Origin of the sequence: Streptomyces paludis (assembly GCF_003344965.1) — a bacterium.
Lineage (GTDB): Bacteria > Actinomycetota > Actinomycetes > Streptomycetales > Streptomycetaceae > Streptomyces > Streptomyces paludis.
Genome location: NZ_CP031194.1, coordinates 4,747,373 through 4,760,390, shown reverse-complemented (window position 1 = coordinate 4,760,390; position 13,018 = coordinate 4,747,373). Strand labels below are relative to the sequence as shown.

4 protein-coding genes are annotated in these 13,018 nt (G+C 68.8%); 3 read left to right on the top strand and 1 reads right to left on the bottom strand.

Annotated features, from left to right (window positions below):
* Window positions 1-36: 36 nt before the first annotated feature.
* Window positions 37-864 carry an HNH endonuclease family protein gene (locus tag DVK44_RS21115; RefSeq protein ID WP_228447294.1) on the bottom strand — a complete coding sequence of 276 codons (828 nt, stop codon included), beginning with the start codon at window positions 862-864 and terminating at the stop codon, window positions 37-39.
* Window positions 865-1,024: 160 nt separating this feature from the next.
* Here DVK44_RS21115 and DVK44_RS21110 point away from each other — a divergent pair, with 160 nt between their 5' ends.
* The 3 genes from DVK44_RS21110 to DVK44_RS36460 all read left to right on the top strand — a co-directional run bounded on the left by DVK44_RS21110 (window position 1,025) and on the right by DVK44_RS36460 (window position 12,948).
* Window positions 1,025-1,591 carry a BMP family ABC transporter substrate-binding protein gene (locus DVK44_RS21110; RefSeq protein WP_114661065.1) on the top strand — a complete coding sequence of 189 codons (567 nt, stop codon included), beginning with the start codon at window positions 1,025-1,027 and terminating at the stop codon, window positions 1,589-1,591.
* A 147-nt stretch (window positions 1,592-1,738) separates the two neighbouring features.
* The gene (locus DVK44_RS21105; protein ID WP_114661064.1) at window positions 1,739-12,478 is read left to right on the top strand and encodes a LamG-like jellyroll fold domain-containing protein; all 10,740 of its coding nucleotides are present in this window, start codon (window positions 1,739-1,741) and stop codon (window positions 12,476-12,478) included.
* Window positions 12,475-12,948 carry a hypothetical protein gene (locus DVK44_RS36460; protein ID WP_162793985.1) on the top strand — a complete coding sequence of 158 codons (474 nt, stop codon included), beginning with the start codon at window positions 12,475-12,477 and terminating at the stop codon, window positions 12,946-12,948. Before DVK44_RS21105 ends, DVK44_RS36460 begins: the two co-directional genes overlap by 4 nt.
* Window positions 12,949-13,018: the final 70 nt, after the last annotated feature.

Here is a 13,018-nt window from a genome sequence, read left to right as displayed (position 1 = left end):
CCGTACGGATCAGACCGTACGGCCCGATCCGCGCGCTCAGCCGCCGCAGGTCTCCAGCATGGTCGCCTTGTCCTCGGCGGTGACCGGCAGTTCGTACTTCAGCGCCACCTGCGCCCAGCGCGTCGAGTACGCGCAGTGGATCTCCTCACGCGGCGGGAGCCAGTCCGCCGGGCCGGAGTCGCCCTTGGAGCCGTTGGTCGGGCCGTCCACCGCCACGAGGTTGATCGGGTCGTTGGCGATCTGCTTGCGCTTGGCGAGGGACCAGCGGGAGGCGCCCATCCGCCAGTCGTAGGAGAGCGGCATGACATGGTCGATCTGGACCTTGGCCGCCGCCTCCTTGCGCCACTCCATCTCCTTGCCCGTGTACGGGTCGTTCAGGGTCATCGAGATGAGGACGCAGTCGGAGCCCTCCCGGTACTTCAGATCCTTGCCGTCCCTGGCGAGTATGTCGTTCCGGGTGTCGCAGCCGTTCCCGGCGAAGGGGATGCCCTCGGCCGTGTCCTGCCAGGCGTAGCCGAACTTCTTCCGGTCGTACGAGGCACCCGAGCCGGCGCGGGCCGTCGGCACCGTTTCGATCAGCTCCCGGGACGCCTTCTTGTCGGCCTCGGCGGTGACGGGCGCGAGACCGCGCTTCGTACCGTCGGGGTTGGTGAGCGGCAGGACGCCGTAGACGCTGCTCCCGCTGCTGCCACTGCCGCCACCACTGCCACTGCTATCGCTGCCGCTCGCGCCGCTGGACGGCGACGTCGAGGACGACGCGTCGTCCTCGATCACCACGTCACAGCTCGTCAGCAGGGCCACCGAGAGGGCAATCGCCCCTCCCGCCAGCAACGTTCGCGATATTCGATCTTCAAGTCTGCGCACACCCGCACCCTACGTGTCACACCGGACAGCCGGTGCCGGACCGTTCGGATCCGGCGCGGGATACCTGCCCACGCGAGGGGCCCGTCAGACCTTCCCGGCCTTCCGTCCGGACGTACGCTCAGGGAAGGTGTGTCCGTACGCAGGTAAGAGGAGACCGTTCGTGAAGCCCGTCACCACCGCCGCCACCGCCGCCGTCGTGCTCGCGGTCGCCCTCGGGGCGGTCGCCGTATGGCAGTTCACCGGTGACGACGGCGGGCCCGCGCCGCTGGACACCCGGGCGCGTGTCTACCGGGAGGTGGACGCCTGTCTGCTGACCGGTGAGCGCGGGGTCACCGCCGGGACGCCCGCCGCGCCCGTCTGGGAGGCGCTGCGCGAGGCGTCGCTCAGCACGCGCGCCCGCGTCAACTACGTACCGGTGACGGGTGAGCAGACCACCGCGAACGCCGAGCCGTTCCTCAACACCCTGATCCAGCGCCGGTGCGCGGTCGTGCTCGCCGTGGGCGCGCCCCAGGTCGCCGTCGTGGAGTCGGGGGCCGCGCGCCATCCGGAGGTGCGCTTCGTGGTGGTCGGCGACGGCGGTGACGGAGGCGGTTCCGGCGCGGCGGACAACGTCATCACCGCCAACTCCGGTGCGGGGCTTGAGAAGACCGTCACCTCGGTCATCCAACAGGCCGTCAAAGATGCCGAAGAGACCGCCGACGAGACGCCCGAACAGAAGTCCAAATAGCACGACATACCCTCCCTGGCGGGCATGAAACCCAGGACCCCTTGGTAAAGAACGATCAAAACCATGTCTGACCAGGGATAGCACGCGCGTACGGCGGAAATGTTTGCGAAGATCTCGTGCCCATTTCGTCAGTTGAGGTTTCGCTTCATGCGCGCTCGCCACCGGGTCCGTGCAACTCGCCTGTTCCCGCCCGGTCCGGCCGGCCGCCGACGCGCGAGGGTCACGGCGCTCTCCGTGCTCGCCTCCCTCGCGCTCATGCTCACCACCGAGACGGCCGCCGCCACCGGTGCCACCCTGCCGGCCCTCTCGATGCCCGAGATGTCGGTGTCGGGCCTGTGGACCTGGATGAACGAGTCCCCGCTCCGCACCCCCACCCAGCAGGGCGGCTCCGCGCGCGGCCGGAGCCACTCGGCCACCACCGAGTCCACCACCGCCGAGGGCGGCATCGGCTCGAAGCCCGGCCGGGGCAAGGGCGAACTGCCCCCGTACGAACGGCCCGTGAGCACCACCGAGCGGACGAGGACCGGTCCGCGCGCCGACGGGAACGCCCGTAGCTTCCACGCGAAGACCAGTAAGCGCGACGCCAGGAAGTCCACCGCCACCTCGGACTTCTACGTCAACGCCGACGGCTCCACCACCGTCCGCCACTTCACCGGCCGGACCAACTTCAAGTCCGGCGACGGCACATGGAAGCGGATCGACACCGAGCTGGTCACCAACGACGACGGCCGGCTGCGGCAGCGCGCCAACTCCCTCGCGGTCGAGTTCGCCCCCGACGCCGCCGACCAGCGGCTCACCTCCGTCGACTTCGGCTCCGGACGCTCCCTCGCGTACGCCCTGCGCGGCGCCGCGAAGGTCGAGCCCACCGCCGACGAGAACGGCACCCTCACCTACGCCGGTGTGCTGCCCGGCACCGATCTCGAACTCGTCTCACTCGCCGAGGGCCTCAAGGAGAACCTCGTCCTGCGCTCGGCGGGGGCCGGCAACTCCTGGCTCTTCCCGCTGGAGCTCCAGGGCCTCACCCCGCGGCTGACCGACGACGGCGGTGTCGAGTTCACCGACGCCGCCGGCAAGGCCGTCGCGGCCATGCCGCCCGCCTACATGGCGGACTCGAAGGTCGACCCCGCCTCCGGCGAGACCGCGCAGTCCCGTGACATCCGCTACGAGCTGACCACCGTGGACGGCACCCCGGACGGCGCGCCCGCCCTGCGGATGACCGCCGACCGGGCCTGGCTGGACGACCCGGCGCGCGTCTACCCCGTCACGGTGGACCCGACGATCGCCGCGAGCAACTCGACGTACACCCAGAACACGATCAGCGGCAACCACTCCACCGAGGAACAGCTCAAGGTCGGCACGTACAACTCCGGTACGGACAAGACGCGTTCGTTCCTCCAGTTCAGCTCGCTGGGCACCGCGATCAAGGGGCAGCGGGTCTCCGCCGCCAAGCTGAACCTGTGGGCGCTCTACTCCGCGACCTGCACCGCCACCCCGTTCACCGTCAGCCCGATCACCCAGTCGTGGACACCCAGCGCCGTCACCGCCTATCCCGGGCCCACCTCCGGCGCCGCGATCGGCACGACCACCCCCGCGGCCGGCGCGTCGTGCAACAACGGCACCGGCTCCACCGGTGTCGGCACCGCGATGCCGGTGACGCTCTCCACCGACTGGTTCACCAAGGTCGCCACCGGTGCCACCACCAACTACGGGCTCGCGATCGAGGCGGCGCTCACCGGATCCACCTCCTGGAAGCGGTTCCACTCCACCAACTCCGCCACCGCCGCCTGGCGCCCCTCCCTGGACCTGACCTACACGGCCAACACCGCCCCCCAGGTCAACGCCCAGTACCCGCCCGACAACTTCCAGGCCAACACGCTCCAGCCGGAGCTGCTCGTCTACGCCAGTGACGCCGACAAGTGGCCGAACACCGCGCTGAGTTACGAGTTCGAGGTGTACGACGCCGACAGCGAGTCGACCACCCCGGTCGCCGCCTCCGGCGCGATCGCCAAGGGCTCCTGGAAGATCCCGGCGAACAAGCTCACCTGGAGCAAGAACTACGAGTGGTACGCCGCCGTCAGCGACGGCTACGCCGAGGTGACCCACTCCGGCCGCTTCGCCACCGCCGTACCGCAGCCGCCCGTCACCTCCGGGCTCGCGCAGAACAACGACGGCCACGAGTTCGACCCCAGCGACGGCAACTACACCACCGAGGACACCGACGCGGAGGTCGAGGTCGTCGGCCCGTCCCTCTCCGTCGAGCGCGCGTACAACAGCCTCGACCCGCGCGTCGACAGCGCCTTCGGGGCCGGCTGGTCCACGGTCGTCGACATGCAGGCGTCCGAGGTGCTGGACGGCGCGGGCAAGGTCGCCAGTGTCGTGATCACCTATCCGGGTGGTGAGCAGGTCGCCTTCGGCCGCAACGGCGACGGTACGTTCGTGCCCCCGCCGGGCCGCTACGCCAGACTCCAGTCCGTCACCGGTGGCTACACGCTCACCGACAAGGACTTCACGGTCTACACCTTCACCCAGACCACGGCGAAGACCGCGGTCCGCGCGCTGACCACCATCAAGGACTACGCGGGCCGCACCGAGACCTTCACGTACAACACGTCCCGGCAGCTCACGAAGATCACCAACACCACCTCGAACCGCTCCCTCAACCTCACCTGGGGGACCCCGTCCGGCGCGAGCGCCGCGCATGTCTCCACCGTCGCCACCGACCCGGCCACCCCCGGCGACGCCGCCACCGTCCAGACCTGGACGTACGGCTACAGCGGCGACCAGCTCACCCAGGTCTGCCCGCCCGCCGACCCCACCGCCTGCACCGTCTACGGCTACACCACCGGCAACCACTACCGGACGACCGTCCTGGACGCCGACCCGTTCGCGTACTGGCGGCTCGGCGAGGAGCCCGGCGCCACCGTCGCCAAGGACTCCGTCGACGGCAACCAGGGCAGGTACAACGGCCTGTACCGCGATGTGACCCTGGGCGGCTCGTCCGTCCTGGCCGGCTCCACCCAGAAGACCGCCACCTTCAACGGCACCACCTCGTACGTGGAGATACCGAGCGCGCCCGGCGCCACCCCCTCGTACATGTCGGTCTCGCTCTGGTTCCGGACGACGCAGGCGGGCGGTGTCCTCTTCTACTACGGCGACAAGCCGCTGAGCGTCGCCGACCCGGCCGGTACGACCACCAAGAACACGCCCGCGGTCTACGTCGGCACGGACGGCAAGCTGCGCGGCTGTCTGGCCATGTCCCCCGGGTGCATGACCACGATCACCTCCACCGCCTCCGTCAACAACGGCCAGTGGCACAACGCCGTCCTGACCGGTGTCGCCAACAGCCAGACGCTCTATCTCGACGGGGTCGCCGTCGGCTCGCTCACCGGCACGATCAACGACTGGGAGCAGCCCTACCTCACCCTCGGCGCCGGGGTGAACATCGACGGCTGGCCCGCGATGAACGCCAATGACAAGCTCGGCCACTACAGCGGCCAGCTCGCCGAGGTCTCGATCTACTCCGAGCCGCTGAGCCAGAGCGTCATCACCGCCCAGTACCAGGCGGCCAAGCGCTCCGCCGGGCTGCTCAACAAGATCACCACCCCGCGCGGCAAAACACAGTCGTCCGTCGTCTACACCACCGCCGACGACCAGGTCCTCCAGGCCACCGACGGCGACGGCGGCACCTGGAAGCTCCACCCCGCGACCGTCACCGGCTCCTCGCAGGTCTACCGCTCGGCGGTGATGGGCTCGGCGCCGGCCGGCTACTGGCGGCTGGACGACACCAAGGGCGCGCCGCAGGCCGCCAACGAGATCCACACCGGGTTCGGTACGTACAACAACGTCACCCAGGGTGTGGCGGGCCCGTTCGGCACCGGGGATGTGACCGCAGCGTCGTTCAACGGCACCACCTCGTACACGGAGGTGCCGTACGCACCCTGGCACGGAAGCGAGAACCGGGCCGTCGAGCTGTGGTTCAAGACCTCCAAAGCCGGTGTGCTGATCGCCGACCAGAGCCGGACCCCGGACGCGGCCGACGGGGTGGGCGGCTCCTGGAACCCCGTCCTCTACGTCGGTGCCGACGGCAAGCTCCACGGCCACTGGTGGAGCGTCTCCGGCAGCGGCGGCACGGCCTTCGGCTCCAAGGCCGTCGTCACCGACAACGCCTGGCACCACGCGGTGCTCTCCGCCTCCGGCGCGACCCAGACGCTGTACGTGGACGGGGTCAAGCAGGCCGACTTCGCGGGCGCGGCCAGGGACCAGTCCAACACCCGGACGTTCATCGGCGCGGGCTTCACCCGCTCGTGGGTCAGCTCGCCGTCCGACATCAGCTACTTCACCGGCTCCATCGCCGAGGTCGCGGTGTACGGGAGCGCGCTCGGCGCCGACCAGGTCGAGCAGCACTGGAGCGCGTACAAGGCGTCCTCGGGCATCGCCCCGATCCGTACGGTCAAGCTGACCGACCCGACCGAGAAGACGCTGACGTACGTCTACGAAGCGGACATGGGCAACCGGCTGCTCGCCGTCACCGACACCAACGGCAAACGCACCACGTACGGCTACGACACGGCCGGCTTCCCGCACACCGTGACCGACGCGAACGGCAACCGCAGTGTCACCGGCCATGACATCCGCGGCAACACGGTCTCCTCGACCACCTGCCAGGACACCGCGGCCAACAAGTGCGCGACGGAGTACTACACCTACTATCCGGACGCCACGACGGCGTTCCCGCCGATGGATCCGCGCAACGACCTGATGCTCACCGAGCGCGACGGGCGCTCCTCCGGGCCCACGGACAACACGTACCTCACCAGCTACACGTACAACACGGCCGGCAACATCACCTCCGTCACCACCCCGCCGGTGCCCGGCCACCCGGGCGGCCGGACCGCCACCACCGCCTACACCGCCGCCGACACTCCGGCGGCCGAGGGCGGCACCGCGAAGGCGCCCGCCGGGCTGGTCTCGGAGGTCGTCACCCCGGGCGGCCGGCGCACCACGTACACCTACTACGCCAACGGCGACCCGGCCAGGATTACCGACGCCAACGGCGCGCGGGTGACGTACACGTACGACGGTCTGGGCCGGCAGCTCACCGAGACGGAGGTCTCCGACGCGCAGCCGGCCGGGCTGACCACCGTCCTCACGTACGACAAGAACGACCAGGTCCGCACCGAGACCGCGCCGCCCGTCACCAACCGGGTGACGGGCGCGGTCCACACCGCCCGCTCGACGACCGAGTACGACGCCGACGGCAATGTCCTCGCGCAGACCGTCGCCGACCTGACCGGCGGGGACGCGCCACGCACCACCACCATGACGTACGACGCGTACAACCGCCTGGCGACCAGGACGGATCCGGGCGGCGACACCACCTCGTTCGCGTACGACGTGTACGGCAACAAGGTCCGCGAGACCGACCCGGCGGGGAACGTCAACACGTACACCTTCGACGCCGAGAGCCGTCCCCTCACCACCAACCTGCTGAACTACACGGGCGATCCGGCGAATCCGTCCCCGCCCACCACCCTGGTGCAGGAGTCCCGCGCGTACGACCCGGCGGGCCGGCTCGCCTCGGTCACCGACGCGATGGGCTGGACCACCTCGTACACGTACACCGACGACGGGCTGTCGGCGAAGGTCGTACGGAGCGATCCGGCCACCGGCAGGTCCTTCACCGAGCAGGCCAACACCTATGACGCGGTGGGCAATCTGATCCAGCAGGTGACGGACGACGGCCAGACCACGACCACCTTCGCGGTGGACGCGGCGGACCGCACCACCACCTCCGTGCTCGACCCGAACGGCGCGCGGCGGACGACCAGGGTCTCCTACGACCCGGACGACAACGCCGTCTCGGAGACGGTGACCGACCCGGCGACCGGTGAGGTGTCGACCTCGGACACCCGCTACGACAACCTCGGCAATGTCACGGGCAACACCGTCCACGACGGCACGACCGCCCCGGTGGCCCGCTTCAAACTGGACGAGACCTCCGGCACCGGCACCGCCGACTCCTCGGGCGCGAACCACACCGGCACCCTCGGCAGCGGGGTGAAGTGGAACACCGACCGCGGCGGCAGCGCCGACTTCGACGGCACGGCGAACGCGTACGCGCAGACCGCAGGGCCGGTCGTCAACACCAGCGGCAGCTTCACCGTCTCCGCCTGGGTCAAGCTGAAGGCCACCACCGCCAACAACACCTTCGTCGCCCAGGCCGGCGACAACGCGAGCGGCTTCCAGCTCTACTACTCGACGGCGTACGGCTGGACCTTCAACCGGCATGCCACCGACACCGTCAACCCGGTCATCGTCCGCTCGTACTCCGGCACGGCGGCGGTGGCCGTCAACACCTGGACGCATCTGACGGGTGTGTACGACAAGGAGTCCGCGCAGGTCAGGCTGTATGTGAACGGCGCGGCCGTCGCCAACAACGGCACCTTCACCACCCCGTGGGAGGCGACGGGTCCGCTCCAGATCGGCCGGCTGCGGTACAACGGCGCGTACTCCGAGAACACCAACGGCTCGCTCGACGACATCCAGGTCTACAGCGAGGCGCTGGCCCCGGCGCAGGTCACGGCCGTCCGCGGCGGCACGCTCCCGGCGGCCGGCAGCTCCGTCCGTACGGCCACCTGGAAGCTCGACCAGCGCGGGCTGCCCAGCTCCTTCACCGACCCGAACGGCACCACCACCGAGTACGGGTACGACGAGGCGGCCCAGCAGACGACCGTCACCGAGCCGGCCGTGCAGGCGGAGCGGAACGGCGAGGCGCCGGTCACCGTCCGGCCCGTCACGATGACCGGCTACAACACCTTCGGCGAGGCCACCGAGACCTCCGACCCGCTCGGCAATGTCACGGTCACGACGTACGACGCCGAGGGCCAGGAGACCTCGACCACCCTGCCGGACTACACCCCGCCGGGCGCGGGCGCGCCGGTCAGGGCGACGTTCCGCAACGAGTACAACAAGCTCGGCCAGGTCACCGCCGAGAGCGACGCGCTCGGCAATCGCAGGACGTACACCTATACCCAGCTGGGCGATCTGGCCTCGGTCACCGACCCGGGCGGCGGCACCACGTCGTACGTCTACAGCACCAACGGCGACCAGCTCGCGGCGGTCCGGCCCAACGGCGCCCGCGAGGAGACCACGTGGGACTTCCTGGGGCGCGCGGTCACCAGCACGGACATCGTGCGGCAGCCGACCCAGCGCGCGTACACGGCGATCAACGAGTACGGCGCGGGCGGCGAGCTGACCCGGACCGTCTCGCCGACGGGCGCGGCCGAGTCGTACAAGTACAACGCGCTGGGTGAGACGACCGAGGTCACGGACTCGGCGGGCGGCGTCTCGAAGTTCACGTACGACATGGACGGCCAGGTCCTCACCGCCACGGACCCGGACGGCACCAGCACGAAGAACACGTACGACGGCTTCGGCCAGCTCATCGCCACCAGCGATCTGGACGCGGCGGGCCGGACGCTGCGCACCAGCTCCGCGACGTACGACCGGGCGGGCAGTCCGCTGACGGTGACGGACTACCGCGGTCATACGGTGTCGCTGACGGTGGACGGGACGGGGCTGGTCACCAGGGCCGTCCAGCCGGTCTCAGCGACGGAGTCGATCACGACGACGTTCGGCTACGACGCGGCGGGCAACCGCACCCGCTTCACGGACGGCCGCGGCAATCCCTTCCTCACCACGTACAACAGCTGGGGGCTGCCGGAGTCGGAGACCGAACCGGCGACCCCGGCGCACCCGAGCGCGGCGGAGCGCACGTTCACGATGGTGTACGACGCCAACGGGCAGGCGAAGGAGGCGCGTTCGCCGGGCGGGGTCACGATCACCAACGAGTACGACGTCAAGGGCCGGCTGACACGGCAGACGGGCCGGGGCGCGGAGGCGGAGACAGTCGACCACACGTACCGCTACGACGCGGACGACCGGATCGTGGCGGTGACGGGCGCGAGCACGGGCGCGGGTGACGACACGAACGCCTTCACCTACGACGACCGGGGTCTGCTGCTGTCCACGAGCGGTCCCTCGGGCGCGTCGTCGTTCGCGTACAACGGCGACGGTTCGATGACCTCGCGGACGGACGCGTCAGGGACGTCGACCTTCGGGTACGACGCGGCGGGGCGGCTCAAGACGCTCAACGACAGCGCGACGGGTTCGTCGCTGACGTACGCGTACGACGAGAACAGCAACGTCAAGACGATCGACTACGGCGCGAACGCGACGCGTCGCACCTTCACCTACGACGCGCTGGAACGTCTGACAGCGGACAGACTGACGTCAAAATCAGGCACATCCCTGTCCGAAATAACCTACGGATACGACGAGAACGACAACGAGACAAAGAAGACGACCACGGGCCTGTCGGGCGCGGCGACCCGCACGTCCACATACGGCTACGACTGGGCGAACCGTCTGACCTCCTGGAACGACGGGACGAAGACGGAGCAGTACGGGTACGACGCCTCCGGCAACCGTACGAGGGTGGGCGGCGACACGTACACCTACGACGCCCGCAACCGCCTCACCTCGGACGGCCACAACACGTACGCGTACACGGCGCGCGGCACGATGAGCACGCTGGCCGACGAGACGGGGAAGCGGACGACGACGAAGGCGGACGCGTTCAACCGGGTGATCAGCGAGGGCGCCCGGACGTACGCGTACGACGGTCTGGACCGGCTGCTGACGGCGACGGACACGACGGACGACGGGCTCGCCACCCCGGCCTACGCCTTCCAGTACACGGGGGCGGGCAATGACGTGGCGACGGACGGGGTCGCCTCCTACAGCCGGGACGCGGACGGCGCCCTGGTCGGGGTGAAGACGTCCTGGGCGTCGGCCCTCGCCCTCACGGATCTGCACGACGACGTGGTGGCGCAGTTCACCGGGACGGGCGAGGCGCTCAGCGGCTCCACGACGTACTCGCCCTTCGGTACGGTCGTCGACTCGGCCGGCATGCTGGGCCAGCTCGGCTACCAGTCGGGCTGGACGGATCCGGCGACCGCCAAGGTCAATATGGCGGCGCGCTGGTACTCCCCGCAGACGGGCCAGTTCAACAGCCGCGACACGGTCGGCATGGACCCGCTGCCCGCGTCGGTCTCCGCCAACCGCTACGCGTACGGCGACGACAACCCGATGACGGCGACGGACCCGACGGGCCACTGGCCGAGCTTCGTCAACAAGGCGATCAAAAAGGTCACGAAGAAGGTCACGAAAGTCACCAAGTCGGCCTGGAAGAAAACCACGACGACGGTCAAGAAGGCGGCCAAGGTCGTCAAGAAGGCCGCCAAAAAGATCAAGAAGACCGTCAAGAAAGTCGTCAAGAAGGCCAAGCGGGTGGTGCGCGCGACGGTCCACCGGGTGGCCGACAGCGTCCACAAGGTCAAGAGATACGTCAAACGCACCTATAAACGGGTGAAACAGAAGGTCCACAAGGTCGTCAAGCAGGTCAAGAAGACGGTCCGCACGGTGGCCAAGGCGGTCAAACACGTGGCGAAGAAGACCGTGAAGGCCGCCAAAAAGGTGGGCACAGCGGTCAAAAAGGCGGCCAAAGCCTCCGCGAACTTCGTCAAGCAGCACGCCGCGACGATCGCCTCGGTCGCGGTCGGGGTGGCGGTCTTCGCGGGCTGCACCGCCGCCACGGGCGGGGTGGGCGTGATCGGCTGCGCGGCCCTGGCGGGCGCGGCGGCCAACGGCGTCGGCTATCTGATGAGCGACGGCCCCAAGTCGGTCGGCGGCTTCCTCGGCTCGGTGGCCGTGGGCGCGGCGACCGGTGCCCTGGGCGGCGCGGCGGGCGGCCTGGCGGCGGGCGCGGCCGGGCGGCTGCTGGCCGGCATGGGCGGCCGGGTCGTCCAGGGCGCGGCCCAGGGCGCGGCGGGCGGCGCGGCGGAGGGCGCGGTCGGCTACGGCGTCTCGTGCGCCTCCAGCGAGGAGGGGTGCAGCATCAGCGGCGCCGCCAAGGTCACGGCGGTGGGCGCGGCGTCGGGCGGCATCTTCGGCGCGGCGGCCGGCCGGTTCGGCCCCAAGGCGAAGCCCAGGCCGGAGGGCGACAGCCAGCCCTCGGCCCCCTCCACCTGCAAGATCCCCCGCATCGGCAAGCACAGCTTCACCGGCATCACCCCCGTCCTCCTGGCCGACGGCACCACCAAGCCCATCCGCGAGGTCAGGCCCGGCGACATGGTCCTCACCGCCGAACCCGGCAAGAAGACCACCGAGAAACACCGCGTGAAGTCCGTCATCGTCACCAAGGACGACAAGGACTACGTCGACGTCACCATCGCCACCAAGTCCGGCCCCCGGACAATCCAGACCACCAAGCACCACCAGTTCTACGAAGCGACCCGCGACGCCTGGACCCGCGCCGGCGATCTCAAGCCGGGCCAGCAACTCCAGAACGACACGGGCGCCCCGACGGTCATCATCGACATCACGTCGTACCGCGCGGAACGCACAACGTACGACCTGAGCGTCGAAGACCTCCACACGTACTATGTCCTGGCGGGCCCGGAACCGGTTCTGGTCCACAACGCGGGCGGCGAACTCGGCGCCAACGAGATATTTCTCTGGCGAGGCGTCACGGGCAGAGAACGCGACGACATTCGCAAGAATCGCGTCTTCAAGAGCACTCAGGGAATCAAGTTCTTCTCCTTCACAGAAAAAGGGGCATCGGAATATTCACGAAGAGCGCATGCCGCCTACCCGAAGGAGGGTTCCTACACCATGATCCGCACCAAGGCAAACCTGTCGGATCTTCCCGAATCCGCAAGAATGGCCTACACGACTGATGTCATTGACGGCGGAGTCGCCCTCCAGGACAGTGTTCTCTCGAAGCTGAGCAGGCCGCAAATCATGCCCACTATGAGCTGTGGGTGATGGCGATGAAATTTGTGATGGCAACATCTTCGGACAGGTTCATTCAAGAGTGCCGAAGAATGTTGGGCCACATACCAGGAATCGAGTTCCGCACAGGATCGATCGCCGAAACCGGCTGGGATTGCGATGCCGCGATTCTGAATTCCCCTCTCGCCCATGAGAGATACGGCGGATCCCCTCGGATCGGGAGCGTGCAGGTACTGGTCAACCACCGGGATGACGGGGCTCCCGGAATAATTCTTGCGACGGCCCCGATCGACTTCGACAGCGCAACCGCTTCACCTCTTGCCGAAGAAATCGGAATGCATGTACAGAAATCCCTCGGCGCATGCACTTCAGCATTCGCGCGAGAATTCTCCGAAGAAGCAAGCATTCTCATACATCTCGAAGGTGCCGGAATCGATCGACCCGACATCAAAGCCCCATTGGCAGGAGTGCTGAAATTCCTTGAGGAATATCAGAGAAGCTAGAAGTCGCGATCGAGGCGGAAGTTTGCCCAACGAAAGCCTTTAAAGCAACCACCCAGACCTGCTGAAGCAA

Coding starts and splice junctions, on each gene's coding strand:
- DVK44_RS21105 (WP_114661064.1), top strand. CDS start 1,739: ATGCGCGCTCGCCACCGGGTCCGTGCAACTCGCCTGTTCCCGCCCGGT.